We start from the raw sequence: 24,513 nt of genomic DNA on the forward strand, positions 1-24,513 counted from the left end.
CCGGCGTTCCGGCTTTTCCGCGATTCCTCCATTCTCTCAAGAGGAAACGATATTTTCCCCTATCCCGCATCTCGCCGTCCCGCGTTTTAATGAGGGCCACGGGGGATTTCATGAGTGTGACACTGACCCAGACAAGCCCGTCGGAAACGCTGCGCAAGGAAGAAGACTATGTCCGCGTGCGCAGCGAGTCGGAACGCCTGTGCGAGTCTCTCGAGATCGAGGATTTCGCGGTGCAGGGCATGCCCGACGTGAGCCCGCCGAAATGGCACCTGGCGCATACAACCTGGTTCTTCGAGACGTTTTTTCTCGCGCCGCTCGAACCGCATCACAAGCCTTTTGACCCGGTTTTTTCCTACCTCTTCAATTCTTATTACGAAGCCGTGGGCGCGCGCCAGCCGCGCGGCAGGCGGGGCCAGATTTCCCGTCCTTCGGTTTCCCGGGTGCTGGAGTACCGCGCGAACGTGGACCAGCGCGTGGCCGAAGTCCTTGAAAAAAAAGCCGGGCGCCTGGGCGGCGAAGAGCTCCGCGTTTTCGATACGGGCCTGCATCACGAGCAGCAGCACCAGGAGCTCCTTCTCACCGACATCAAATACAATTTTTTCCTGAGCCCGTACCGTCCTGCCTACCTTTCCGAAGAAGCGCCCCCGGAAGGCGAGAGGGCGGGCGCGGCGCGCTGGATCGATTACGGCGGGTCGCTGCGCGTGGTCGGCCATGACGGCCGCGGTTTCGGCTTCGACAACGAAATGCCGGAACATCAGGCTTACGTCGAGCCTTTTTCGCTGGCATCGCATCTGGTGACGAACGCCGAGTACCTCGGCTTCATCGAAGACGGAGGATACGATCATGCGGAGCTGTGGCTTTCGGATGGGTGGGAAACGGCCCGCCGCGAAGGCTGGCGCGCGCCGCTTTATTGGGAAGCGGAAGGCAAATCCGAGTGGCGTGTCTTTACGCTTGCCGGCATGAAGAAGCTGAACATGGACGAGCCTGTCTGCCATTTGAGCTGTTACGAAGCGGACGCGTACGCGCGCTGGGCCGGATGCCGCCTTCCCACGGAAGCGGAATGGGAAACCGCGGCGCGCACGGCGGCCGTGGGCGGCAATTTCCGCGAATCCGGGCGCCTGCATCCCGCGCCTTCATCCGGCGGCCCGCTGGCCCGTCCCGCGCAGCTGTACGGCGATGTGTGGGAATGGACGCAGAGCCCGTACGCGCCGTATCCGGGTTTCAAGCCCGGTCCGGGCGCGCTCGGCGAATACAACGGAAAATTCATGTGCAATCAGATCGTGCTGCGCGGCGGCTCGTGCGTGACGCCGGCGTCGCACATCCGGCCCACATACCGCAACTTTTTTTATCCCCATCAGCGCTGGCAGTTTTCCGGCCTACGGCTGGCGCGTTAACCCGAAGAGGATCCCATGGTTTATTTTGCCCCGGGAAAAGAAACGTTCCTGCACGACGTGCTGGACGGGCTGCAGCGGCGGGAGAAGAAAATCCCGTGTAAATATTTTTACGACGAGCGCGGCTCGCGGCTCTTTGACGCGATTTGCCGCACTGAGGAATATTATCCGACGCGTACCGAAGTGCAGATCCTGCACAATTATGCCGCGGACATGGCGCGGCTCGCCGGGCCCGGCGCCGTGCTGGTGGAGCTGGGCAGCGGCAGCGGACTCAAGACGCGGCTTTTGCTGGAGTATTTGAGCCGTCCCGCGGCATTCGTGCCCGTCGACATCTCGCGCTTCCGCCTGATGGAAAGCTCGCGCGAGCTTCGGTCCCGGTTTCCGCGCCTTAAAATCCTTCCTGTCTGCGCGGACTTCACGGCGCCTTTCCGTCTTCCCGAGGCCGCCGGACGGCGCGTTTTTTATTTTCCCGGGTCCACCATTGGCAATTTCTCTCCCGAAGAAGCGGGGGAGCTGCTCGGCCGCCTCCTGGAAGACGCGGGCCCCGGAGGCGCGCTGCTCATCGGCGTCGACCTCAAAAAAGACAAACGCGTGCTGGAAGCCGCTTACAACGACCGGAGCGGCATGACCGCGGCCTTCAACCGCAACGTCCTTCGCCGCCTGAACGATGAGCTCGGCACCGGCATCTGCACGGAAAAGTTTACGCACCGCGCTTTTTACAACGAGGCTGAAGGGCGGATCGAAATGCACCTGGTCAGCGGCGCCGAGCAGACGATTGAGCTGGCCGGCGAAACCATCCGGCTTCGCGAAAACGAGAGCATCTGCACCGAGCATTCTTATAAGTACAGCCTCGAAGATTTCCAGAATCTCGCCGGGACTTTCGGGGCGTCGGTGGAAAGAACCTGGACCGATCCCGCTCGCCTTTTCAGCGTCCATTACCTCGCCCGTGCCTGACCGGGAAGGGTCCGGCAAGAAATCCTCCGGCGCGGGGCGGACGGTTGCGTTCCGGCCTCGATCCGGCTAGAATGCCTTTCCGATTCATTAAAAGTCGTATCCAAGCCGGAGGAACCATGAAAACCGCCCTTTCTTTCTTGTTGATCCTTGTTTGCGCCTCGCCGCTGTATGCCGCGCCCGCCGCGGAGCACGTGCATCCTCTCCATCCCGCGTCGCCGGAATTTGAAAGGATGAAGTCCCTTGTCGGAACATGGAAAGGAACGGGCCAGACCGGCGCCGAGAAGCCGACGGATGCGGCCGTCGAATACAAGCTGACGTCCGGCGGCACCGCGCTCGTGGAAACGCTTTTTCCCGGAACGCCGAATGAAATGGTTTCCGTGTATCACGACGGCCCGGACGGCAAGCTGACCATGACGCACTATTGCATGATGGGCAACCAGCCGAAGCTGGATCTTGTTTCGACGGGGGAGAACAAGCTCAGCTTCAAGAGCTCGCCCGCGAGCGGGATTCCCGAATCCGAAGACCAGATGGACGCGCTGGATCTTTCTTTCAGCGGCGACGCGCTGACGCAAACCTGGCAGGGGCGCAAAGGCGGGAAGCTGAGCGATCCCACGGTCATTTCCGTCAAAAAAGCGTCTTAACCTCATCCTCCCCGGAAGGAGCCGTTATGCCGGTCAAACCTGTTCCCGAGGAGTATCACACGCTCACGCCCTACCTGATCGTCCGGCGGGCGGACAAAGCCATTGAGTTTTACAAAAAAGTTTTCGGCGCGGCGGAAAAGATGCGCATGGAAGGGCCCGGCGGCAAAGTGGGCCATGCCGAACTCAAGATCGGCGACTCCACGTTCATGCTGGCCGACGAAGTTCCCGACATGGGCTTTCTGGGGCCGCAATCGCTGGGCGGTTCACCCGTCAACCTGCTCGTCTACGTCGAAAATTCCGACGCGATTTTCAATCGGGCCGTGGCCGAAGGCGCCGCCGTGCGGAAAGCCATGGCCAACCAGTTTTACGGCGACCGCAGCGGCACGTTCGAAGATCCGTTCGGCCACCTGTGGACGGTCTCCACGCATATCGAAGACGTGCCGGAAGACGAACTGCGCCGCCGCGCCGCGGAATGCATGAGCCAGCACGAAGCCAAAACCTGATCGATTGCCGGAAGGTCCGTTTCGGGTTAGAATCCCTCTCATGAAAAATGAGCCTGCGCAAGACGGCAAAAAAAGATGCGCCTGGATCCGGGATACGCTCATGCAGCGCTACCACGACGAAGAGTGGGGCGTCCCCGTGTCGGACGACCGCAAGCAATTCGAATTCCTGGTCCTGGAAAGTGCGCAGGCGGGCCTGAGCTGGGCCATTGTCCTGCGCAAGCGCGAGAATTACCGCAAAGCCTTTGCCGGTTTCGATCCCGTGAAAGTCTCCCGTTTCAAGGCCCCGCAGGTCCGCAAGCTTCTCAAAGATCCGGGCATCATCCGCAACCGCCTCAAGATCCAGGCCGCCATCAACAATGCCCGGCGGTTTCTCGAAATCCTTTCCGAACACGGTTCTTTCGCGAACTACCTGCGGACCTTTGTGGGAGAAAAGCCCCGCATCAACCGCTGGAAATCGCTCGCCGAGCTCCCGGCCCGCACGCCCGAATCCGACGCGCTCAGCAAAGATATGAAAAAACGCGGTTTCAAATTTCTCGGGTCCATCGTGCTGTATTCCCATCTCCAGGCCGTGGGCATGGTGAACGACCATGTCGTGAGCTGCTACCGGCACCGCGAATTAAAAGGCGCGCCGCGCCGGAAGCGGGCGGGACATGCTTGACGTCCTGATCGCGGGCGCAGGACCGGTGGGGCTTTCGCTCGCCCTGGGGCTTGCCCGCGCGGGAAAGTCCGTGCTCGTCCTGGAAAAAAAAGACCGCTTTGACCCGCACTCGCGTGCGCCTGCCATCTGGCCGCGCACGCAGGAAATCCTGGCCGGCCTCGGCGTCATCGACCGCTTTGTCCGGGAAGGGATCGTGCGTCCCGATTTTAATTTTACCGATGCGGACAAGGACCGCGTGCTTCTCTCGCTTTCTTTCCGCGAGCTGGCGGAAGAAACAAAATTCCCGCAGGCTTTGATCCTTCCTCAGAATAAGACCGAACAGTTCCTGTACGAAGCGCTGTCCCGGGAACCCAAGGCCGAAGTCAAATTTTCCAGCGAAGTCGTGAAACTTCTCCATGCGGACACGCATGTGACCGTGGAATACAAACAGAACGGGCAGCCTGCCGCGGCCGACGCCTTGTACGTCGCCGGATGTGACGGCGCGCACAGCGCGGTGCGCGAAGCGCTGGGATTTACCCTCGAGGGCCGCACGTACGGCATCCGGGCCGCGCTGGCCGACGTGCATCTGGGTGACGACAAGCCTTATGATTTTCCCCGGTTCTCCACGCAGGGCCCGTTCGCGGCGGGCATCCTCATCGAAAAAAGCCTGTGGCGCCTGATCCTGCTTTATCCGTCGTCGAGCCTGCTTTCGCTCGACGAGCGCGTGAAAGAAGGCGTCCGCGGACTCTTCGGCCAGGACCGGTACGAGCTTGTCTGGCAAAGCGAATTTCATCTTCATCAGCGCCTGAGCAGCGGCTTTGTCAGCGGCCGCGCGGCGCTTGCCGGGGATGCCGCGCATCTCAACAGCCCCGTGGGCGGGCAGGGGATGAACGCCGGTATCCAGGACACGGAAGTCCTGTGCAAAACGCTTCTCAAGGCCCTGGACTGCCGGGACCCCGAGGAGCTGCGGGCTTACGAACGCGAAAGGCGCCTGGCCGTGCGGAAAGGCGTCAACCGCTTTACGAACCAACTCACGAAAGTCCTGCTTTTCCGGGACGGCCGCTATATCAAAACCATCCTCGGCTTGGCGGGCCATGTCCTGAAAATTCCCTCTCTGCGGCATGCGTTCCTGCGGCGCATGGCCATGCTTCCGCGCCGTTAGGCGCGTCCCCCTGCGCAATCGGGATTTTGCCCGACACCAGTCCTCACTTTTTCCCGATTCGAACAAAGTTGATTTTCCATAAGCTAAAGGAGCCTGCACGCGACACTTCTATCAATCGTGAATCAGGCGGAGTTTTACTGTGAACATTCTCGTGGGAATTTTGAAGTATCCACCGGATTATGCGGGAGACGGGCTCCGGCTTCATCGTACGTTCCAGCGTCTCAGGAAGAAATCCCAGCTGGAAGACGTCTATGTCCTGACGTCCTGGGACAGGGCCGCCCCGCAAAAAAACGAAGTCGTCGACGGCATCTGTATCCTGCGCGACGTCGAGTGCACGCTGAAGCGCGATTTCCGCAGCTTCTCGAAAAAAATTGCGCTGCTCCGGCAGATTGCCGGAATGATCCGCAGTTTTTTTGAAATCGCGCCGCGGGTCGACCTTGTGCTGACCTCGGGCTCAGGATGGTTTCCCTCGCTTGTCGCGTGGCTTGCCTTTTTCGCCCGCAAGCCCGTCGTCAAAGAAATCGTGCTTCTCGGCAGCGACGATCCCCGGACCCTCCAAGCCGCAAAACCTTTCCCGCTGCGCTGGTTTTTCACTCAGCCTTTCCGTTTTGCCAAGCTCATCATCGCCATTTCTCCGCCGCTGGAAAAGGCCTGCCTGAACTGGGGCCTTCCGCAGGACAAAATCTGGTGCCGGCTGAATCCCATCGACATCGAATTTCCCGTCCAGCCCGAGATCGCCGACAGCCCCGAGCCCCCGCTTATTCTGTGGGTGGGCACGGTCAGCGCGCGCAAGAACGTCCACTTCCTGCTCAAAGCCGCGGCGCATTTCAAGGAGCCGGTGCGTATCTGGTTTGTCGGGCCCTGCGCGGACGGCGATTATTTTCTGGGGCTCCAGCAGCTTCAGGTCCGGCTGCCGCGCCACATCGAGGTCCGGTTCACAGGCGAGATCAAGGACATGCCCCGGCTCTGCCGGCTTTATTCCCGCGCCCGGCTGTTCTGGTTTGCCTCCCGGAGCGAAGGCATGGGCAACGTGGTGGCGGAATCGCTGATCTGCGGCACGCCGGTGGTGACGCTTCCCGTGATGGACATCATGAAACACTTGCTGCCGCACGCGGAAGACGGGGAAGTCGTGGACACCGAGGACCCGGAAGTCTTTGCCTCGGCCGCCGCGTCCTGGCTGAAAAAGAAAATCGACCGTGCGGGCATTGCCGCGCGCGCGCGGGAACGCTTCAGCGCGGAGCGGGTGGATGCCGGTTACGCCGCGTGGTTCCGTAAACTTTCTCATTCTCCGCTGCCGGAAAAAGCCTACGGGCGCGGCGCGATCTTAATCCCGGAAAGGATCTCATCATGATCGCCGACATTCTGCGTTCCGTGCACTGCCTTAATCGGATCCGGGCCAAAGAGCGCGCCTCTCTCGAAACGCTTTCGGCTTATCAATTCGAGCGCATGAAGAGCCTTGTCGGCCACGCCTATGAGCGCGTCCCTTATTACCGCCACGCGTACGGAAAAGCGGGCCTCCATCCGTCCATGATCCGCTCGTGGGATGATTTCAGGCGCCTTCCCATGCTGACCAAGCAGGACAGGCGCTCGAATCCCGCGGACGATTTTCTGGTTTCAGGCACGGACAAGGCGCGCGTGTGGACGTCCCAGACCACGGGATCCTCCGGCATCCCCATCACGGTCTGGCGTGACGCGGAAAGCGCGGCCTGGGACCGCGCGCTCATGAATTATGGCTTCGGCAAGCTCGGCATCCGGCCGTATCACCGTTTCTGCCAGATCTCCGCGATCCTTTCGGAAAAGCCCGCACGTCCGGGCCCGTTCGCAAAGCTCGGCTTCAAGCGCACGCACATCGTTTCGCTCCGGCAGCCCGACGAAATCATCCTTCGCGAAATGGAAGCCTTGAAGCCGGACGTGGTTTACACGTTTCCGTCGGTTCTTCTGCGCCTGTCCGAGGCGCTCAAGCGGGGAAAGGCGTCCGTGTCGCCGCGCTGGCTCATCGCGCAGGGGGAAGTCCTTCCGGATTCCTGGCGCTCGACGATCGAAGAAGCATTCGGCGCGCCGCTCTATCACACTTACGGGGCCACGGAAATCGCGCGCATCGGCTTCGAATGCCGCTGGCATCAGGGCTATCATTTGATTCCCGACGCGGCCGTCGTCGAGGTCTTGAAAGACGGCCGTCCCGCGGCGCCCGATGAAGAAGGCGATCTGGTCATCACCGGCCTGAACAGCCGCCTTTCGCCGTTCATCCGCTATCAAATCGGGGACCGGGGGATTTTGAGCCGCGCGGTTTGCCCGTGCGGGCTCACGCTTCCGCTGCTCAAAAACGTGGTGGGCCGTTCGGACGATTTTCTCGTGCTGCCCAGCGGCCGCAAGGTTTCGGCCCGGGCCGTGACGCATATGCGCTTCGACGGCATCCTCCAGTACAAGATCGTCCAGAAATCGCCCGCTCATCTGCAGGTGCTTGTCATCCCTTCCGAAACTTTCGGTGAAAACACGGCCGCGGAAATCCGCAAAGTTCTGGACGGCGCCTTTTTCGGAGAACCCCTCGAAATCGAGATCCTCAAAACCGAATCGCTTCCGGTTTCGCGCACGGGCAAGCTCCAGCTCGTCATGCGCGAATTCTGAACCGGGCTTCTTCCTAGGAGAAATCCCTCGTTTGCCCGACTTACAAATAATTCCCGGGTCTTAGCATAGGACAGGTGATCATGGAAGAAATTCTCATCGAGGAAATCAACGAATGGGGAATCGTGGGCAAGGACGGCGCCCTGACGCCTTGGGAATCCATCCGCGCGGTGGGCAAAAAAGAGACCCATAGCGCAAACGATTACACCGCCGGCGTGATGTTTGACGTGCTGGGCCACGAGACCGTCCGCTTCTACGCCGAGGACGGGCAGCCGGATCACCTGAGCGTCGCCAGCATCCGCGCGCGCAAAATCAAGGGCGTCGTCGACGAGATCCCGGTGCAGTTTTGCATGATCGCGGAAAAGCTGCTCCGTGAAGCGCGGCGTCATCCGCACATCCGTTTCGAGCACGTGAACGCGCAGGGCGGCGTGGAGCCGCTCAACATCGGCAAAGAGCTCCAAACGCTGGCCTTCCTGCGCAGCCCCGCCGTCAAGGCGGGCATCCGGCATGAACTGAAAAGAGAAGGAATCAAGGCCGCCGTCACCGCCGTGCTGTGCGGGATCGTGCTGGGAATTTTTTTCTGGCTGGCGCGCACTTATTTACGATGAGGCTCCGAGTTTGCCTGAGAGCACATTCCATGTTTCCCCGATACGAAACGAAAAAGCGCCGGCCTACAATGAAACCGTAACCGAGAAAGCGCGAAAAATTATTCTTACGATAACATCGGCCCGTGTTGGGAAGCGGTGAGTTTCTCTCGAACTGGCCCGCGGATCCGGGGGGGACTGCGGACTGGATTGGGAGCGGAATCCCAGGGCATTGCAAAATGCCCTGGGACTCATTCCGCATCGGCCGCTAACGAGAAAGGATGACGCATGGAAACGCCTCAGTCCAAAGCCGAAAAAGACGTGGTTTTCTCGCAGCCTTTTCTCGCGGACGTGGATGCGATCCGCCGCCGCGCGCGCCAGCACATCCAGGACGGCGCGGTCACGCAGGCCTATCACGCCGACCGTGAGACGATCCTCAAACTTTTGAACGAAGCGCTCGCGACGGAGATTGTCTGCGTGCTGCGCTACAAAAGGCATTACTTCATGGCGCAGGGGATCCATTCGCAATCCGTAGCCGCGGAGTTTCAGGAACACGCGGCCGAAGAGCAGGAGCACGCGGACCAGATCGCCGAGCGCATCGCGCAGCTGGGCGGGGAGCCGGACCTGAATCCGGAAGGCCTTCTTTCACGGAGCCATTCCGAATATTTAGAGGGCCGGTCCCTTCTGGACATGGTAAAAGAAGACTTGATCGCGGAACGGATCGCGATAGAATCCTACACGGCCATCGTCCAATTCATCGCGGACAAAGACCCTACCACGCGGCGTATCATGGAGGGCATTCTGCAGAAGGAAGAAGAGCATGCCGACGATCTTGCGAAAATTCTTTCGGCTCTTGATGATACGAATAAATAGCCGCCCCCGGCCCGAGGCGCGAAAACGCAAAAAGCGCCGCATCCGCACGCCGGTCTACTGCGCCCGTTAGCCCGCTTCGAGTCTCTCACCTCAATCCTGACGAAGTCCAGTTGTGTCCAGGCTTGTCCGGGATAGGGCTGGAGCCTTATTTTTATATGTAAATTTCCGGCAAATTCCTGCAAATCTGATTGTGGGTAAAAAAGGCTTCGCCTATAATGCGATCACCCCGCGGTGCCCCCCGGGAAATACCAATCGAAGGTGAGCTCATGATCGTTCGTTTTTTTTCGAAACTGCCGAAGATTTTTTCTGCCTTTTTGATTTCCTTTATCGCAGTGCTGTCCGCCGCCCAAACCGCGCATGCCGCGAGCGTGACGCTCGATGCCGTGTACTCGGGATGGTACCTGGACAACGGTTCCCATACCAACAGCAACCTGAACTATTTGACCGGCAGCTGCCCTACGGTTCCTTGCACCACCAATGGAGGTGAGCATCGGGGCTTTTTTATTTTCGATCTCACTTCGGTAACCGATCCCATCGTCAGCGCGACGCTCAGCCTGTTCAATCCGGATTACACCAGCGGCGATACCACGGAGACGCTGGACATCTACGACGTTTCCACCGATCCCGTCACTTTGGCGCAGACGGCCGTTGGCCAAACGGGTTATTTCGATGACCTGGGCACCGGCGTGAAATACGGTTCCACCAGCGTCAGCAATGCGGATGACGGTCAAGCCGTTCTGATTCCCCTCAATGCCGGAGCGCTTCTGGATTTGAACAATGCTTCGGGCTATTTTGCGTTCGGCGCGCGGCTCTCGACCCTTCAGGACAGCACCCTGCAGTACTTGTTCGGAAACAGCTCGGGAACAAGTCCGCGTAAGCTGCTTCTCGAAACGCAGGATGCCGTGGTGCCTTCGCCTTCCGTGCCGGAACCTTCCTCGATTCTCCTTGCCGGCATGGGACTTCTGCTCGGACTGGCGTTCAAGACGCGCCGCTAGGCCGGACCTTCGGAAGCGTAAAGAAAAAGGCGCTGCCTTTCGGCGAATGGGCCTCCACCCAAATTCTTCCGCCGTGGCGTTCCACGATTTTCTTGCAGATCGCAAGCCCCAGCCCCGACCCTTGGACGGCCATCCCCAGCTGCGTGAACGCCTCAAAAATCTTTCCCCGGTCTTCTTTTCGGATGCCCATGCCGTTGTCCTTTACCGCGATTTGCCATTCCAGCTCTTTTTCTTCCATCTCGATCCGGATCTCAGGCGAGGGCGAGTCATTGTATTTGAGCGCGTTCGAGATGAGGTTTTGGAAGAGCTGCCCTATTTGAAGGCTGTCGGCTGTGACCATGGGAAGCGGTTCGGTCAGAACGACCGCCTTCTTCTCCCGCAGGCGCGCCTGCATGTTATGAAGAGTGGCTTCAACGATTGTCGCGAGATTGACGGCTTGTAAGCGCGGCGGGGTGGCGCCGAACTTCGCAAGATTGAGAAGGGATTGAGTGAGGTTCTGGGCCCGGGCGGCCGCTTCGTAGATAAAGTCGAGAAACTGCTTCATTTCCGCCCCGGCATCGGCGCCGGCCCGGCGTTTGAGCAGATCCGCATACAGCGCCACGACGCGCAGCGGTTCCTGAAGATCGTGCGAAACCGTGTGCGCGAATTGTTCCAGGTCGCGGTTTGATTTTTTCAGGCTTTCCGCCAGGGTTCTGTAATCGGTGAAATCGCGGAAAATTTTGATGAAGCCGGCGACCGCGCCGTCCTCGGAATGGATGGCGGTCATGCTTCCACTTCCCCAGAATACCGTCCCGTCCTTGCGCAGATGCCAGCGCTCATCTTTGGCGCTGCCCCTTTCGGCCGCGGTTCCGATTTCTTTTTGCGGCTCCCCGCGCGCCCGGTCCGAAGGCGTAAAGATAATGGACGCTTCCTGGCCCAGGGCTTCCGCTTCCGCCCACCCGAGCAGGCGTTCGGCTCCGAGATTCCACTCCACAATACGACCCGCCGGATCAAGGCCGATCACGGCGAAGTCCGGGATTTCCTCGGCCAGCATTTGCAGGCATTCGGCTTTCTCCGAAAATTGGGCAAGTTTCTTCGAGGGCATAAGTTATTTTATCTTGTGTGATAAGAATGGCGATCAGTAAGAAGCATCATCGTTCGTCAGGCAAAAGAGCGGGAGTAAGCGCAAACTACCTGAAGCCGATTTGCCCAATGCCTGATTGCCGGAAACGGCGTCTTGTTATGAAATAGGCCGCGGTAAAAATAAGGAGGCACACCATGAACAAACTTCGTCAACTCGCGTTCATCTTGCTTTTAACGGCTTTTCTCGCGCCGGCCGCGCATGCGGACGTTGTCGTGACTGACACGACGCACTCGAGGGCCCATTGGGGGACGGGAGTCGCGGACACGCCGATCGGGACTCTGTTTTATTTCCTGGGCGACGTCGTCTCTTTTCCGTTCGACCTGCTGGGAGGACTTTTTTAAACGATGAAAAAGAAACAAACGGACCGGAAAAAAATGATCCCGGCTCTGCCGGGAATCTCATGGAAAACTCTTCACAAGGATCAGGCCATGATCTCGCGATCCGACATCGAAAATTTGTCCCGCCAGAAAACTCCGGGAAGCCCCGTTTTGAGCGTGTATCTGAATGTCAATTCCGCCTGGGACATGGGCAAGGAATCTCTCGGCAGCGAATTCCGTTCACGGCTCCAGACGCTCGAAGCGGGCTTGGACTCCGAACGGCGGGCCGCTCTGCTCGAGGACGTGAAGCCCGTCCAGCGTTACCTTGCCGATTTCAACCCGAATTCCCGGACCCGAAGCTTTGCCTTTTTTTCCGATATCTCGGAGCAGTATTTCCACGTTTACGAATTTCAGGTGCCGATGGCGAATCGGGTGATATGGAACGAAAGCCCGCATCTCAAGCCTTTGGTCGAGATCCTGGAGGAATACGAACCTTATGCCGTGGCCCTGGTGGACCGCGAAAAGGGCCGCTTCCTGCTCGTGAATGCGGGAGGGATCGTGGACTCCAAGACCCATCACGCCGAATTGAGCGTCCGGCACATCCAGGAATCCGGGGCGGACCACCGTCTGTCGCAGATGAACATCCAGCGGAAAGCCGAGGAGCACGCGGCCTGGCATTTCACGGATTCCATTGACGAGATTCTCGTGCCCTGGGAAACCACCCATCAATTCCGGCGCCTTTTCATCGCCGGTCCGGTCGAAGCGACGCGCCATTTCCGCGAAGCGCTTCCCAAGTCCCTCAGGCAGGCTGTGGCCGCGCTCAAAGAGGTTTCGATCCATATCACGGATCATGACCTTTTGAAACAGAGCCTCCACTGGCTGTCCGAAGCCGGACGCGAAAAAGAGAAGAAAGACGTGAGGCGGCTTATCGCGGCCGCGAAAAAAAACGGCCAGGCCTTGACGCACATGGAGCCGGTTCTGGACGCACTCCAGCAGGGGATTGTCTGGAAAATTTATTACGCCGACGATTTGGCCGCCGAAGGCTTTGAATGCGGGGGATGCGGTTTGCTGGCGATGGAAAATTCTCCGATCTGCCCTTATTGCGGCGCAAATGCTTTCAAGGTTCCCGACCTCATGGAGCTCATCGTTCATAAGGTTCTGTCGACAGGCGGGGAAATCGACAAGGTGCAGGGACCAGCCAAGGAAATGCTGAAACGCACGGGCGGCATCGGCGCCTTCCTGCGATTCGATACCGAACTGCGGAAGAAGGCCGTATGAGCGCGCGCGGGGCAGGGAAAATAGGCGCTCTCATTCTCGCGCTTGCGGCGCTGGGCGTGCCGCGCGCTTCAGCTCAGAGAAGCGAGGCGGCATGGCAGGAATTCCAGCCCTCGCCGGACAGTTTTTTTCGCAAGGCGGGATTCCTGCTCAAGCAGAAAGAGCAGCTGGGCCTGACGGAGGAGCAGGTGCGCTCCATCCGTGACCTGAACACGGAGACAAAAAAAAACCTGATCCGAGGCGGGGCCGAAATCGAGATTTTCGAGCTCGACATCTTTACCAAGCTCCACGACGAGGGGGCAGATCCAGCGGAAGTGCAGAAACTGATCGAGCAAAAATTCGATACCCAGAAAAAACTTTCCCAAAATGTGGCCGACGCCTATTTCCGGCTGAAAGGCACGCTGGACGACCGGCAGCAGCAGACGCTCAACGACCTCGGCAAAAAGTGGCTCGACGAAACGGAAAAACGCGACAAAGGGACAGGTCTTTAGACCTGTCCCTCAGGTAGCGGGGACACACCCCGCCGGAATTCATTGATTCCGGCCGGGTATGTCCCCGATTTCCCGCCATCATTTTCACTCCTTAATTCTTCACGGTGAAGGTCACGGCATCGAAGGCCTTGTCGCCGGTGGCCGTCGTGTAATAACCGCTGATCGTATAGGTCCCATTGGCCAGCGTGCGCGTGTCGAATCCGCCGGAGCCGCCCCAGGTAAAAGGCGACGTGTAGGTTTTTCCCGACTGTGTCCCGTTCAGATAATAGGCGACTTTCCGCACCTGCCCCAGGATCTGGCTCGAAGGCCCGAAATGCACCGCGCCGGAAACCGTCTGGCCGTTGGAAATGCCGGCCATGTCGCCGCTCGTCGTGGGGGGCGGCGGAGTCGTAGTTCCGGATTGGATCTGGAGGATGCGGTATTCGGTGGCGCTGACGACGTGGAGTTTTCCGTTCTCGAGCTTTAGGCTCACCGCCCCCGATTGCGTCAGGCTGTCCACGTGTACGGGACTTTGCAGATTGTTCAGGTCGTACACTTCGATCTGTCCGCCGTTTTCCAGGACCGCGAGGACGCCGTTTTCATACGCGCTGAAGACGGGCGTGGACTGGGGGTGAAGGGTCTGCACGCGGGGGACGCTCGACCCATCGGTGATTTGCGCGGTATCGTAAATGGCGACCGTGCCGTCCTGCAGCGAAGCGAACAGCAGATTTCCCGAACCGGCCAGATGATTGGCCGGCGCCGGAAGCGGCTGCGCAAGTACTTCGGGCGTGAAATCGCCCGTCGCGTAAAGGTAAGTCCCGTTTTTCAGCGCCGTGAATGTGCCGCGGCTGTTTTTATGGATGAAATCGCCGGCATTGTAATAGGCCGCGGCACCCGTCGGGATTTCGCAGGCCAACGTATTTTTATCGCAGGTCCGGACATTGTATTCGTCCCGGTGGAGGATGTAGATGTTTTGGGTGTCGACGGCGAGCGCCTTTGCGTTCAGGGGGCCTTGGAACGAAACCCGCGTGGGCGCGGCCGGGTTCGAGACATTGATTTTCCACACCTGCGAACGGAAACCATCAGGAGTGGAAGCGCCGCGTTCCACGGCCCAGAGCGTGGAGCCGTCCGCGAGGATGTCGACAAGCGGCGTCTGGAAAGAAAGGCGCGCGATTTCTTTGGGCGAGGCCGCGTTCAAACGGTCCACGATATAGAGTTTTCCGTTGCCGTCGGCGAGAAACGAAAGCGTTCCTTGCTTTTCCACGTCTACGAATCCGGCGTTTTGGGCCGAGTAATCCAATCCGCCCAGCGTCCTTCCGCCTGGAGAAATGGGCTGCGGCTGTCCCGCGTCGGGCGGCGTGGTATCCGGCGGAGTCGTGGTTCCGGAATTTTTGATCGTGAACGTATAGGAAAATCCTTTGTCGCCGGAATAAGTCGTGATGGCGCCGCTCAGCGTGTACTGGCCGTCCGCAAGCCGGGTGGTGTCATAACCCGAGGGCCCGCCGAAAGTATAAGGGGACGCGTATTCTTTGCCTGCCTGCGTCCCGTTCAGGTAGTAAGCCACTTTTTTGACCTGCAGCCCCGAATCCGGGTTGATGCTGATTTTTACGGTACCGGACAGCTCCGCGCCGTTTCTGACTCCGGTGAAATAGCCGTCTTCCGAAACCGCGGGATCGCCTGTCGACGCGGCCTGCACCGTCTGAGGCTGCGCCGCCGCTGTTTTTTGCGCCGGGGCCGTTTTTGTAAGCGGGGAAGGTGACAGCGAAGGCAGCAGACTGCCGTCCGGAACTTTGGAACCGGCCGTCGTGACGGGCGCGGCGCGATCGGGAGTCGTAACGGGGCCGACGGTCTGCGGGGTCAGAAGGGGATCGGCCGCGAAAACCGGAGGCGTGAGGCTGAGAAAGGCTGCGAGCGTTAAGGCGATTGGACTTTTCATGATGGATGCCCTCATGGATAACTTTTGATGACCGGGAATTTGTTGCTCAAAACTGGGCGTATTATGAAATGGAATGGAAGGGTCTATAACCGGGGTGAGGCTTTTTCGCTTGTAGGAGGGCTTGCCGCCGGGACGTAGGAAGCGCCCCGAGGGACGAATGTTTTGTCTTTTCCGCTTTTTGCCTTTAGAATACGGCCTGATTCAGCCAAGAAAGGAACTTCCTCATGAAGGTATCACACGATCTCATCTGCCTGGACATCGAATCGACCGGCGTATGGGTTGAAAAAGACAAGATCATCGAAATCGCTCTCATTCGTTACACGCCCGCCGGCACGCGGGAAACGTACTATAAGCGCGTCAATCCCGGCATCTCCATCCCGGCAGTCGTCACCAAGCTCACGGGCATTTCCGACGCGGACGTCAAGAACGCGCCTTTCTTCCGGCAGATTGCCCAGGAAGCATTCGCCTTCATCGCCGGTGCGGATTTCGCGGGCTTCAACATCGAGCGTTTTGACCTGCCTCTCCTCGAAAGGGAATTTGCCGAGGCCGGACTGACCTTCGAATGGAAGGAACGGAAAATCTACGACGCCCAGAAAGTGTTTCACCTGAACGAAAAGCGGGACCTCACGGCCGCGTATAAATTTTATTGCGACAAGGACCTGGCCGGCGCGCATTCGGCCATGGCCGACAGCGAGGCGGTCCTCGAAATCCTGGCCAAGCAGGTCGAGCGCTACGGTGAAGGACAGCAGGACCTTTCGGTTCTGGACAAATTCGAATACAACGTGCTGTCGGATTATTACGGGTCCGAACGCAAATTTTGCTGGTGGAACGGCAAGCTCTATCCCATGTTCGGGAAATATGCCCGTAAGCGGCCGCTGGAAGAGCTCGTGAAAGCCGATCCCGGCTATCTCAAGTGGATCCTCAGCAAGGATTTTTCGGATGAGATCAAAGAAGTCGTGGCGAACGCGCTCAAAGGCCAATTCCCCGTGAAAGCCGACGCCGCGACCGAGTGCCCGCCCGTCGAGTCTTAAGCCCGTCGTCTCAAAAGACCTCCAAATCCCGACAGAGCTCGGCCGCGCGCGGGAGTAGAATGGTTTGTCTCTCACCAAGGAGGGAAACCATGAGCGAATCCATCCTGAAACACGAGCTTGAAAGCATGGGCGGGCGCATCAAAAATCTGAGGCTCGACACTCGTGCCGAGATCGACCGCCTGAACCTTGAGATCGAAGCCCTGCGCCTTTTCGTGGAATGGGCGAATCCCAACACCGCGGAAGTTTACCGCGATATCCGCTACCGGGTCTTTCACGGGATTAATCCGGAAAAAGAACACGTGCTGCAATACCGGTAACCGTTTGCTCCGGCTCAAGAATTCAAGGGGGGCGACGTAATTAAAAAGAGTCCATAACATCAACCCTTGTTCTCGAGCCATGACGCCACCTGCCGTACGTATCGGAAAATTGACTTTAAAAGGACGTCCTTGTCTTGCGCTCAGCGTGACGGATTCGGCTCCGGCCGGAAAAATCCTTCGCGGCAAAAGACGTCCGGACCTCGTCGAATTCAGGATCGACCTGTTTTCGCGCGGGGATGCCCCTTACGTCCTGCGTAAGATCCTCCCTTATTATAGGAAAGCGCCTACCCTGGCAACCATCCGCTCCGCGCGCGAAGGGGGAGGCTGGAAAAAACCGGAGAAAAAAAGGCTGGAACTTTTTGAGGCGCTGATCCCGCATGTGGATGCCGTGGATGTCGAGCTTTCTTCGGGCGCGCTGGCCAAAAAAGTGGCGGCCGCGGCGCACCGAAAAAACAAGGCCGTGATCGTTTCCTACCATGATTTCAAACGCACGCCTCCGGACCGCGAATTGCGGCGCCTGTTCCGCCGGGCTTCGGCGCTGGGTGCGGACATCGTGAAAATCGCGGCCATGGCCCGGACTTCCGAAGACGTGCGGCGCCTGGCGCGGTTTACCGTCGAGCATTCCGAAAAAAATATCGTCACGATCGCCATGGGCCGGCAAGGTACGGTTTCCCGGATCCTTTTCCCGGCCCTGGGTTCCCTCATTACCTATGCCCCCTGGGGCAAAGCCACGGCACCGGGACAGCTGGATTTCGACGCGACCCGGGCGTTTTTACAAAAATGGTACCCGGGTTCCTCCGGGAACTGAGTTTCCGGACCCTGCCTGCCGTTTTCCTTAACTTCCACGGACATGAAGATTTAACCCCACAGGAGGGACGATTTGACGTATAATGACCCCCACATGCAAACGGAAAGCCATCACACGTTCGACGGTTTGGGGCTCGCCCCCAAGTTGATCGAGATTCTCGACAAGCTGAAATTCAAGCATCCTACCCCGATCCAGCACAAGGCCATTACTCCGGCCCTGGAAGGCAAAGACCTCATCGGCATTGCGCAAACCGGCACCGGAAAGACGCTTTCCTTCGCCCTTCCCATTATCCAGCGGCTGTCGATCATGGATAAAGGCAGGGCGCTTGTGCTCGTGCCCACGCGCGAGCTGGCCATCCAGGTCAACGAAACGTTCCTGAAAATTGCGCCTCTTTACGGCACTCTGCGGGCCACGGTACTGATCGGCGGCGCTTCCATGGGCCTGCAGATCCAGGCGCTGCGTAAACACCCGCGCATTTTGATCGCGACTCCGGGCCGTTTGATCGACCATTTGGAACAGCACACGCTTACTCTCGGCGACGTTGCGATTCTCGTCCTGGACGAGGCCGACCGCATGCTGGACATGGGATTCGAGCCGCAGGTGCGGCGCATCCTGCGCAGCGTGCCCAAAGAACGGCAGACGCTTTTTTATTCCGCCACCATGCCTAAGCCCATCCTGGACATGGCCGCCCAGCACATGAAACTTCCGGTTTGCGTGGAGATCGCAAAGTCCGGGGCCACTCCCGAACGGGTTGCCCAGGAGCTTTATATCGTTTCCCGCGAGAGAAAAAAGGAACTTCTCAAGAAACTTCTGGCGCAATACCACGGCAGCGTTCTGATTTTTTGCCGGACCAAGCTCGACGCCAAAAGGATTGCCTGGCAATTGAAGGAAGCGGGCGTGAACGCGGCTCAGATTCATTCGGACCGCACGCTGGCCCAGCGCCGCGAGGCTCTGGAAGGATTCAAGAAAGCCAAGTACCGCGTGCTCGTCGCGACCGACATCGCGGCACGAGGCATCGACGTGACGGGCATTGAAGTCGTGGTCAATTACGACCTGCCTGAAGAAGCGGAAAATTACGTCCACCGCATCGGCAGGACCGGCCGCGCCGGCCATGAAGGCCGCGCCATTTCGTTCGCGACTCCGGACCAGGGCGAGGACGTACGCAGAATCGAGCGTCTCATGCGCAAGCCGCTGCCGATTTTGAGCCACCCCGAAGTCCCAGCCGAACTTTTTTACGAGAACCGGGTCCAGCCGAAGCCCGGCTTCAAAAGCTCCCGCGTCAGGTCTTTCGGCTCCTTGCGCCGCAGATAGCTTTCGCTTTTATACCGATAGGAAGGAAGGATTCGATTATGAACGAAACCTTGGTTGAAAGAATGAAGCGGGTCCGGAAAGAAAAGAAACTGACGATGTTCGAGCTGGCGCTGCGCCTGCGCGTGCCCGAGGGAATGATCTCGCGGCTGGAAAAAGGCAAAGTGCCGCCCACGTCCCAGCAGGCCGACATTATCCGCGCCTTTCTGGCCGGCAAGATCTAACCCGCTCCTATCTTATAAGCCCCGTTCCCACGCCCGCGGCAATTTCTTTGCTTTAAATCCACACCCCTTTTGTATTAAAATATTATCTGCAAAGCGCTGGTAAGCCCCGGCGCTGGCGAAGTTCGAATTTTTTAAGTGTTTAAAAATGTCATCCTGTTTTTGCAATCCCGTGGAAATCGGCGTATCGTTATTATTGTAAGGTTTGAAGGGGCCGCAGCCCTTGGTTTGGCGTAGTTGAAGCCTTTTTCACGGAGCCGAACCGGTTTTTGGGTTCCGGGGGTGAGGCTCCGGAAGCGGTCTTTCCAGGCATTTCGTCTGCCGTTGAAGAAAGGACAAAGTGATGCCTAAGAAAAAACCTCACATTCTGATGATCGAGGATGATCCCGACATCTCCAGGGCCGTGGCCTTCAGCATCCGCAAGGAAGGCCATACAGTCGAGGTCATCAACGACGGCCAGGCGGGCTTGAACGCCGTCCTCGCGAAGGCCCCCGACCTCCTCATTCTGGACCTCATGCTTCCCAATGTCCCAGGCGAGGAAATCTGCAAGAGCATCCGGGAAAATGACGACGAAAGAATCCAACGCATTCCCATCATCATGCTCACGGCGAAAGGCTCCGAAGTCGACGGCATTGTGGGCCGCGTCATCGGTGCGAACAGTTACATCGCGAAGCCTTTTGTGATGCAGGACCTGCTCAGGGAAATCGACCGGCTGACGCCGGCGGAGAATGCCGCCTAAGTCGACCGGCCGCCGCAAAGGAGGGGAGAAGCGTGGAAGAATTCGTCTCGGGTCCGGCGTCCCATTCCCTTAATTTTTTCGCGTTTCCGCCTCTGGTCGTCGGCATCCTCGTCGCGCTTCTGGGCATTCTCACCGTCTTGTGGGAGCGGTTCTCCCGCATCAGCCTGCTGTTTTGCCTTCTCACTTTTTCCGCGTCGCTTTGGCTCACGAGTTACGGCATCGTCTTTCTCATTCCCGATCCCGAGATGGCCCTTGCCGTCTCACGGTGGACGCATGTCGGCGTCAGCGTGATTCCGAGCCTTCTTTATATGTTTGTTCTTGCCATGGGCCGGCCGCCCGTGCGTTACCAGCTCCTGCTGCCGCCCATGGTGGCGCTGTCTTTTTATTTTTGCTATCTCGCCCTGCGTTCGGACGTGTGGCTGAGCGGCATCCACCATTATTTCTGGGGGTATTACCCGCTTTACGGCAGCCATGCGCCTTATTTTTTTACGTTTTTTTTCACGTCGCTTTTCGGGGGCCTTGCCGTGCTCGGCCTTTGCTACCGCAGCGCCGGCTCCAAAAGGGCCAAGTACCGCCTGCGCACGATGCTTTGGGCCATTGCGCTCGGCTCGCTGGCCTGCGTGGACTTTTTGGCCAACATGGGGCTGAACATTTATCCCGTGGGTTACCTTCCCATTCTTTTCTTTATCCTGCTTTCCTCAAACACCATGCTCCGTTATCACCTGGTTGATTTGACGCCCGCCTTCGCGGCGGGACAGATCCTCGAGACCATGGAAAGCGCGGTCATCGTGCTCGACCATGACGGCATCATCCGGGTGGCCAACCGCGCCGTATGCGAGATGCTCAAATACAAACGTAACGAAATCATCGGCCTTCCCAGTTCCGCGATTTTTAAATACACGACGACGTCCGGGCTGGGCAAAGTGGCCGGGCTCATGGATCCGAGCCTCTCCAAGGGAGGAGAGGCCTTCGACATCGTGAAGATCCGCAGCTATCCCATGCAATGGGCCGCCAAAGACGGGCAGCTGGTCCAGGTCAGCATCTCCGCGTCGGTTTTGAAAAACAGCAAGGGGCTTCGAGAAGGCACGATCTACGTCGCCGAAGACCTGACCGAGCGCCAGCGGACGGAAAAAGCGCTGGAGCAAACCGAGGATCAGTTCCGGCTTGTCATGAATAGCGTGGACGAATATGCGATCACCATGCTCGATCCCGAAGGATCCGTCACCTCCTGGAGCGCGGGCGGCGAAAAGCTCAAGGGGTACAAGGCGGACGAAGTGCTCGGCAAGCCGTTCTTCATGTTTTATCTTCCGGAAGACGTGAGCGATCAGAGGCCCCAGCGGCTGCTCAAATCCGCGGCGGCGCAGGGCTTCGTGGAAGACGAGGGCTGGATCCGCCGCAAGAATGGATCGAAATTCTGGGCGCGCGTCACTATGACCGCGCTCCGGAACAAGGCCGGAAAGCTCGAGGGCTTTTTGCGCGTGACGCGCGACAGGACGCAAAGCAAGGAGGTGGACGACAAGCTCCGCGAAAGCGAGGAACGCTTCCGGTCCGTCGCGGAAAGCGCCAACGAGGCGATCGTTTGCGCGGACGAAAAAGGCTACATCATGTACTGGAACAACGGCGCCAGCAGCATTTTCGGCTACGCGGATTACGAGGTCATCGGCCGTCCGCTTTCCATCATCATGCCGCAGCGTTACCGCGAAGCGCACGAACGCGGCCTTTACCGCCTGCGCCATACGGGCGAGCTCAAGGTCATGGGCAAGACGCTGGAACTGCACGGACTCCGCAAAGACGGAACGGAATTTCCGATCGAGCTTTCGCTTTCCCATTGGAAAACTTCCCGCGGCCTTTTTTTCGCGGGTATCATCCGCGACATTTCGCTGCGGCGCCAGATGCAGGAAGAGCGTGAGCGGTTTTTCACCGTATCGCTGGAGATGCTGTGCGTCGTCAATTACGACGGCTATTTCAAGCAGCTCAATCCCACCTGGCAGAAAGTGACCGGCTGGTCGAACGAAGAGTTGATGGCGAGGCCCGCCCTCGAATTCGTGCACCCGGAAGACAGGACCGAGTCCGAAATCGAGCTTCGGAAAGTCGTGTCCGGCCTGAACGTCGAGAGCTACGAACACCGTTTTTTATGCAAGGACGGCACTTACCGCTGGCTGCTGTGGAACGCGATCCCGCTGCCGGACCAGAAGCTGATCTATGGCGCGGCGCGCGACATCACGGAAAGCCGCAAGAACAAGGAAATGCGCCTGCGCCTGGCGTCCATCGTCGAATCGACCAACGACGCGATTCTTGGCATGAACCGGACCGGCACCATCACGAGCTGGAATCCCGCCGCGGAAAAAATTTTTGGCTACAAGGCCGTCGAAATCATCGGAAGCCCGGTCGCGATCCTGGCCTTGCCGGAGGATGCCGGGGAAGTGGCCGGGATCATCAGCCGCATTCAGGAAGGCGGTACGTTCGAGAATTACGAGGCCATCCGGCTGCGGAAAGACGGGACGCCGATCAAGGTCGCGCTCACCATTTCGCCGATACGGGACGCCACCGGCAGGATCACGGGCATCTCGACCGTCTGCCGCGACATCACGGCGCTGAAAGAGGCCGAAGATCTCCTGCGGCACAAAAAGGACCTCGAGATGAAATCCCAGTTCATCTCGGTTGTTTCCCACGAACTGAGGACGCCGCTGACCGCCATCAAGATGGGGGGCGACGTGCTGATGAGCGGGCGCTCGGGCGACGTGACCGAAGAACAGAAGGAATGGCTCGACATGATTTGCCGCAACGTTGACAGGCTGGCGCGCCTCATCAATAATGTGCTGGATTTCCAGAAGCTGGACGCCGGGCGCGTGGTCTACGAGAAGAAAAAACACAATCTCAACGAACTCGTCCTCGAGATCGAAAAAACCGTGCACCCTCTTTTCAAAGATAAGCCCGTGGCGCTCAAGCTGGAACTGGCCGGCGACCTTCCCGAGGCGGATTTCGACCGGGACAAAGTCGCGCAGGTCCTGATCAACCTGGTCGACAATGCCGCGAAATTTACGGACCAGGGCGCCGTGACGATCAAGACGGCAAAAAAGGGCAATACGATCGAACTCGCGGTGCACGACACCGGCATCGGCATCAAAAAGGAAAATCTGGGCAAATTATTCACGTCGTTTTCACAAGTTCACGATCCCTCCACCAACCGGAAGGTGCACGGCACCGGCCTGGGCCTTGCCATCTCGAAAAGGATCGTCGAACAGCATGGCGGGCGCATCTGGGTGCAGTCGGAATTCGGCAAGGGCAGCACGTTCGGCCTCATCCTGCCGGTCGAAGCCGGCGAAGCGGCGGCGGTATGACGCATTATTTGGATGGCGCTTCCATGGCGGTCAAACAAGGCATGCAGACCATTCTCGTGGTGGACGACGAGGAAGACCTGGTCCGCGGCCTCGTCCGGATCCTCGAAGGCGCCGGGTACCGCGTGCACAGCGCGTTTAACGGCCGCGAGGCGCTGGAAAAAGCGAGAACCGTCGCGCCCGACCTTATCCTGCTGGACGTGATGATGCCCGGCTACGACGGGCGGCAGGTGAAAGCCCGCCTGAACGACGACGAGCTTCTCGCGCGCATTCCCGTGATTTTTCTGAGCGCGAAAGGAACGACCGAGGACAAGCTGGAAGGCCTGCACCTCGAAGCTGACGATTACGTCACCAAGCCTTTTGAAATGGAAGAACTTCTCGCGCGCATCAACACCGCGATCCGCCGGCGGCGGCATTACGAAAAAGTGTCCATGACCGACGGGCTCACGGGCCTCGCGAATTTCCAGTTCTTCAAGAAAGAGATCGACCTCATCTTCAACATCGCCAAGCGGTACGCCCGTACCTTTTCCGTCGCCGTCATCGACATCGACAATTTGAAGCCCGTCAACGACCGCTTCGGGCACAAATGCGGCGATGCCGTGATCAAGGCCATTGCCGAAGCCATCAGGCAATCGATCCGCAAGGCCGATCTGGCCGTGCGGTACGGCGGAGACGAATTTGTCGTCATCTTTCCCGAGTGCGGCGAAAGCGAAGCGCGTCAGGCCATGGAAAAAATCCGCAAGGGCGTGGAAGAGCTGCGGTATGTCGTGCCGGAAACCGGCGAATCGCTTTCGCTGTCGGTCAGTACGGGCATCGCCTCCTACGAGCCGCGCGTGGAAAATCCCTGGGAAATCTTTGAAGCCGCGGACCGCCAGATGTACCGCGAGAAGAATTCCAAACGCGGCGCAGGCCCGCAGAAAAAATAGCCGCTCCGTCCCGGTTCAGGCCGTTTTTTGGATTGCTTTTTAGCGTTTCAAACCTATAATGCTTCCTATCATTTGGCGCTCCGTTCCGGGGCGGACTCCTTGCAAATTCATCATCATTTAATAGATTAAATTACAGGACTCCATTTGAGCTTGGCCTCATCTGAGACTCTACGCGAGCTTCCCCTCCACCAACAATCCCTCGCCCTCGGGGCCAAAATGGGCGCTTTCGGGCAATGGGAAGTCCCTTTGTATTTCACCAGCATTCTCGAAGAGCACGAAGCGGTGCGTACCCGCGCCGGAGTTTTCGACATCTCGCACATGGGCGAGTTCCGGGCCAAGGGG

General features: G+C 58.7%; 25 protein-coding genes. 23 read left to right on the plus strand and 2 right to left on the minus strand.

Features of this window, described 5'->3' with window-relative positions; translation table 11 throughout:
• The first annotated feature begins 110 nt into the window (after positions 1-110).
• From egtB to VL688_11480, 11 genes are all read left to right on the plus strand, one after another.
• Positions 111-1,394: an ergothioneine biosynthesis protein EgtB gene (gene egtB / locus VL688_11430; GenBank protein HTL48658.1), complete on the plus strand. Its 1,284-nt coding sequence runs from the start codon at positions 111-113 to the stop codon at positions 1,392-1,394.
• A 15-nt stretch (positions 1,395-1,409) separates the two neighbouring features.
• On the plus strand, positions 1,410-2,345 hold the full coding sequence (egtD, locus tag VL688_11435) for an L-histidine N(alpha)-methyltransferase (GenBank protein HTL48659.1): 936 nt from the start codon (positions 1,410-1,412) through the stop codon (positions 2,343-2,345).
• Between the two features lie 116 nt (positions 2,346-2,461).
• Entirely contained in the window at positions 2,462-2,986 is a 525-nt protein-coding gene (locus VL688_11440) for a hypothetical protein (GenBank protein HTL48660.1), read from the plus strand.
• 26 nt (positions 2,987-3,012) lie between these two features.
• Positions 3,013-3,489: a VOC family protein gene (locus VL688_11445; protein ID HTL48661.1), complete on the plus strand. Its 477-nt coding sequence runs from the start codon at positions 3,013-3,015 to the stop codon at positions 3,487-3,489.
• 100 nt (positions 3,490-3,589) lie between these two features.
• A complete protein-coding gene (locus VL688_11450) occupies positions 3,590-4,147 on the plus strand; it encodes a DNA-3-methyladenine glycosylase I (protein ID HTL48662.1) in 558 nt (185 codons plus the stop codon).
• Positions 4,140-5,288 carry an NAD(P)/FAD-dependent oxidoreductase gene (locus tag VL688_11455; GenBank protein HTL48663.1) on the plus strand — a complete coding sequence of 383 codons (1,149 nt, stop codon included), beginning with the start codon at positions 4,140-4,142 and terminating at the stop codon, positions 5,286-5,288. Before VL688_11450 ends, VL688_11455 begins: the two co-directional genes overlap by 8 nt.
• 139 nt (positions 5,289-5,427) lie before the next feature.
• Positions 5,428-6,639, plus strand: a complete 1,212-nt coding sequence (locus VL688_11460; protein HTL48664.1) for a glycosyltransferase — start codon at positions 5,428-5,430, stop codon at positions 6,637-6,639.
• Positions 6,636-7,913 carry an AMP-binding protein gene (locus VL688_11465; GenBank protein ID HTL48665.1) on the plus strand — a complete coding sequence of 426 codons (1,278 nt, stop codon included), beginning with the start codon at positions 6,636-6,638 and terminating at the stop codon, positions 7,911-7,913. The genes VL688_11460 and VL688_11465 overlap by 4 nt, the downstream gene beginning before the upstream one ends.
• Positions 7,914-7,993: 80 nt before the next feature.
• Complete coding sequence (locus VL688_11470; GenBank protein ID HTL48666.1) at positions 7,994-8,518, plus strand: hypothetical protein; 525 nt, start codon at positions 7,994-7,996, stop codon at positions 8,516-8,518.
• A gap of 264 nt (positions 8,519-8,782) precedes the next feature.
• Entirely contained in the window at positions 8,783-9,367 is a 585-nt protein-coding gene (locus tag VL688_11475; GenBank protein HTL48667.1) for a ferritin-like domain-containing protein, read from the plus strand.
• Between the two features lie 266 nt (positions 9,368-9,633).
• Complete coding sequence (locus VL688_11480) at positions 9,634-10,362, plus strand: PEP-CTERM sorting domain-containing protein (GenBank protein HTL48668.1); 729 nt, start codon at positions 9,634-9,636, stop codon at positions 10,360-10,362.
• Here VL688_11480 and VL688_11485 read toward each other — a convergent pair.
• Positions 10,346-11,446 (minus strand): ATP-binding protein, encoded by a 1,101-nt coding sequence (locus VL688_11485; GenBank protein ID HTL48669.1) that lies wholly within the window; start codon positions 11,444-11,446, stop codon positions 10,346-10,348. The two genes, VL688_11480 and VL688_11485, sit on opposite strands and share 17 nt — an antisense overlap.
• 173 nt (positions 11,447-11,619) lie before the next feature.
• On the opposite strand from VL688_11485, the gene VL688_11490 reads away from it, so the two are divergent.
• The 3 genes from VL688_11490 to VL688_11500 are packed head-to-tail and all read left to right on the plus strand — an operon-like array spanning position 11,620 to position 13,568.
• Complete coding sequence (locus VL688_11490; protein HTL48670.1) at positions 11,620-11,826, plus strand: hypothetical protein; 207 nt, start codon at positions 11,620-11,622, stop codon at positions 11,824-11,826.
• Between the two features lie 3 nt (positions 11,827-11,829).
• Positions 11,830-13,080 (plus strand): hypothetical protein, encoded by a 1,251-nt coding sequence (locus VL688_11495; protein ID HTL48671.1) that lies wholly within the window; start codon positions 11,830-11,832, stop codon positions 13,078-13,080.
• Positions 13,077-13,568, plus strand: coding sequence for a Spy/CpxP family protein refolding chaperone (locus VL688_11500; GenBank protein ID HTL48672.1), 492 nt, complete (start codon positions 13,077-13,079; stop codon positions 13,566-13,568). Before VL688_11495 ends, VL688_11500 begins: the two co-directional genes overlap by 4 nt.
• 91 nt (positions 13,569-13,659) lie before the next feature.
• Here the strand turns inward: VL688_11500 and VL688_11505 are convergent, their stop codons facing one another.
• A complete protein-coding gene (locus VL688_11505; protein ID HTL48673.1) occupies positions 13,660-15,483 on the minus strand; it encodes an Ig-like domain-containing protein in 1,824 nt (607 codons plus the stop codon).
• A 224-nt stretch (positions 15,484-15,707) separates the two neighbouring features.
• Between VL688_11505 and VL688_11510 the strand changes: the two genes are divergently transcribed.
• The 9 genes from VL688_11510 to VL688_11550 all read left to right on the plus strand — a co-directional run.
• Positions 15,708-16,514: an exonuclease domain-containing protein gene (locus VL688_11510; protein HTL48674.1), complete on the plus strand. Its 807-nt coding sequence runs from the start codon at positions 15,708-15,710 to the stop codon at positions 16,512-16,514.
• Positions 16,515-16,603: 89 nt separating this feature from the next.
• A complete protein-coding gene (locus VL688_11515; GenBank protein ID HTL48675.1) occupies positions 16,604-16,831 on the plus strand; it encodes a hypothetical protein in 228 nt (75 codons plus the stop codon).
• A 145-nt stretch (positions 16,832-16,976) separates the two neighbouring features.
• Positions 16,977-17,639 carry a type I 3-dehydroquinate dehydratase gene (gene aroD, locus VL688_11520; protein HTL48676.1) on the plus strand — a complete coding sequence of 221 codons (663 nt, stop codon included), beginning with the start codon at positions 16,977-16,979 and terminating at the stop codon, positions 17,637-17,639.
• Positions 17,640-17,711: 72 nt separating this feature from the next.
• Positions 17,712-18,950 (plus strand): DEAD/DEAH box helicase, encoded by a 1,239-nt coding sequence (locus VL688_11525; protein HTL48677.1) that lies wholly within the window; start codon positions 17,712-17,714, stop codon positions 18,948-18,950.
• Positions 18,951-18,988: 38 nt separating this feature from the next.
• Positions 18,989-19,171, plus strand: coding sequence for a helix-turn-helix transcriptional regulator (locus tag VL688_11530; GenBank protein HTL48678.1), 183 nt, complete (start codon positions 18,989-18,991; stop codon positions 19,169-19,171).
• A 340-nt stretch (positions 19,172-19,511) separates the two neighbouring features.
• On the plus strand, positions 19,512-19,907 hold the full coding sequence (locus tag VL688_11535) for a response regulator (GenBank protein ID HTL48679.1): 396 nt from the start codon (positions 19,512-19,514) through the stop codon (positions 19,905-19,907).
• 32 nt (positions 19,908-19,939) lie between these two features.
• Positions 19,940-23,248 carry a PAS domain S-box protein gene (locus VL688_11540; GenBank protein HTL48680.1) on the plus strand — a complete coding sequence of 1,103 codons (3,309 nt, stop codon included), beginning with the start codon at positions 19,940-19,942 and terminating at the stop codon, positions 23,246-23,248.
• Positions 23,245-24,171, plus strand: coding sequence for a diguanylate cyclase (locus VL688_11545; GenBank protein ID HTL48681.1), 927 nt, complete (start codon positions 23,245-23,247; stop codon positions 24,169-24,171). Before VL688_11540 ends, VL688_11545 begins: the two co-directional genes overlap by 4 nt.
• 150 nt (positions 24,172-24,321) lie before the next feature.
• Positions 24,322-24,513 (plus strand): hypothetical protein (locus VL688_11550; protein HTL48682.1); only part of this gene is annotated, 192 nt, incomplete at its 3' end.

It is taken from the genome of Verrucomicrobiia bacterium (genome assembly GCA_035495615.1).
Lineage (GTDB): Bacteria > Omnitrophota > Omnitrophia > Omnitrophales > Aquincolibacteriaceae > DATJFP01.

Excerpts from the sequence above, each read along its gene's own strand:
- egtB (HTL48658.1), top strand. The coding sequence starts at position 111 with ATGAGTGTGACACTGACCCAGACAAGCCCGTCGGAAACGCTGCGCAAG.
- egtD (HTL48659.1), top strand. The coding sequence starts at position 1,410 with ATGGTTTATTTTGCCCCGGGAAAAGAAACGTTCCTGCACGACGTGCTG.
- VL688_11440 (HTL48660.1), top strand. The coding sequence starts at position 2,462 with ATGAAAACCGCCCTTTCTTTCTTGTTGATCCTTGTTTGCGCCTCGCCG.
- VL688_11445 (HTL48661.1), top strand. The coding sequence starts at position 3,013 with ATGCCGGTCAAACCTGTTCCCGAGGAGTATCACACGCTCACGCCCTAC.
- VL688_11450 (HTL48662.1), top strand. The coding sequence starts at position 3,590 with ATGCAGCGCTACCACGACGAAGAGTGGGGCGTCCCCGTGTCGGACGAC.
- VL688_11455 (HTL48663.1), top strand. The coding sequence starts at position 4,140 with ATGCTTGACGTCCTGATCGCGGGCGCAGGACCGGTGGGGCTTTCGCTC.
- VL688_11465 (HTL48665.1), top strand. The coding sequence starts at position 6,636 with ATGATCGCCGACATTCTGCGTTCCGTGCACTGCCTTAATCGGATCCGG.
- VL688_11470 (HTL48666.1), top strand. The coding sequence starts at position 7,994 with ATGGAAGAAATTCTCATCGAGGAAATCAACGAATGGGGAATCGTGGGC.
- VL688_11475 (HTL48667.1), top strand. The coding sequence starts at position 8,783 with ATGGAAACGCCTCAGTCCAAAGCCGAAAAAGACGTGGTTTTCTCGCAG.
- VL688_11480 (HTL48668.1), top strand. The coding sequence starts at position 9,634 with ATGATCGTTCGTTTTTTTTCGAAACTGCCGAAGATTTTTTCTGCCTTT.
- VL688_11485 (HTL48669.1), bottom strand. The coding sequence starts at position 11,446 with ATGCCCTCGAAGAAACTTGCCCAATTTTCGGAGAAAGCCGAATGCCTG.
- VL688_11490 (HTL48670.1), top strand. The coding sequence starts at position 11,620 with ATGAACAAACTTCGTCAACTCGCGTTCATCTTGCTTTTAACGGCTTTT.
- VL688_11495 (HTL48671.1), top strand. The coding sequence starts at position 11,830 with ATGAAAAAGAAACAAACGGACCGGAAAAAAATGATCCCGGCTCTGCCG.
- VL688_11500 (HTL48672.1), top strand. The coding sequence starts at position 13,077 with ATGAGCGCGCGCGGGGCAGGGAAAATAGGCGCTCTCATTCTCGCGCTT.
- VL688_11505 (HTL48673.1), bottom strand. The coding sequence starts at position 15,483 with ATGAAAAGTCCAATCGCCTTAACGCTCGCAGCCTTTCTCAGCCTCACG.
- VL688_11510 (HTL48674.1), top strand. The coding sequence starts at position 15,708 with ATGAAGGTATCACACGATCTCATCTGCCTGGACATCGAATCGACCGGC.
- VL688_11515 (HTL48675.1), top strand. The coding sequence starts at position 16,604 with ATGAGCGAATCCATCCTGAAACACGAGCTTGAAAGCATGGGCGGGCGC.
- VL688_11530 (HTL48678.1), top strand. The coding sequence starts at position 18,989 with ATGAACGAAACCTTGGTTGAAAGAATGAAGCGGGTCCGGAAAGAAAAG.
- VL688_11535 (HTL48679.1), top strand. The coding sequence starts at position 19,512 with ATGCCTAAGAAAAAACCTCACATTCTGATGATCGAGGATGATCCCGAC.
- VL688_11545 (HTL48681.1), top strand. The coding sequence starts at position 23,245 with ATGACGCATTATTTGGATGGCGCTTCCATGGCGGTCAAACAAGGCATG.